Here is a 404-nt window from a genome sequence, read left to right on the forward strand (position 1 = left end):
GGTTTGTATCGGCCAAAAACAAAAATGGTTTCTCTTGCAGCTGGTGAGCGGCGATGCAGAAATCAATATGCAAACCAGCAGTACACCAGAGTTTGACGGCTGGCGATGGGTAAGTTACTGGTATCCAGTCAGACAGGTGGTGTCATTTAAACGTGATGTCTACCGTAGGGTAATGAAAGAGTTCGCGAGTGTGGTGATGTCACTGCAGGAAAATACGCCAAAACCACAAAACGCATCTGCTTATCGACGTAAAAGAGGTTAAGTCACGCCAATTATGCTCACTCGCCTGCGCGAAATAGTCGAAAAGGTAGCCAGCGCACCACGCCTGAATGAGGCGTTAAATATTCTGGTTACCGACATCTGTCTTGCGATGGATACCGAGGTCTGTTCGGTCTACCTGGCCG

The 404-nt window shown here is 48.5% G+C and carries 1 protein-coding gene; it reads left to right on the forward strand.

Going from position 1 to position 404, the window contains the following annotated elements; translation table 11 throughout:
• Positions 1–262, forward strand: a 262-nt coding sequence (locus H6X67_RS11680) for an NUDIX hydrolase (protein ID WP_502797338.1), incomplete at its 5' end; no start/stop codon positions are given.
• Between the last annotated feature and the right edge of the window lie 142 nt (positions 263–404).

It is taken from the genome of Actinomyces sp. AC-20-1 (genome assembly GCF_023369555.1).
GTDB lineage: Bacteria > Actinomycetota > Actinomycetes > Actinomycetales > Actinomycetaceae > Actinomyces.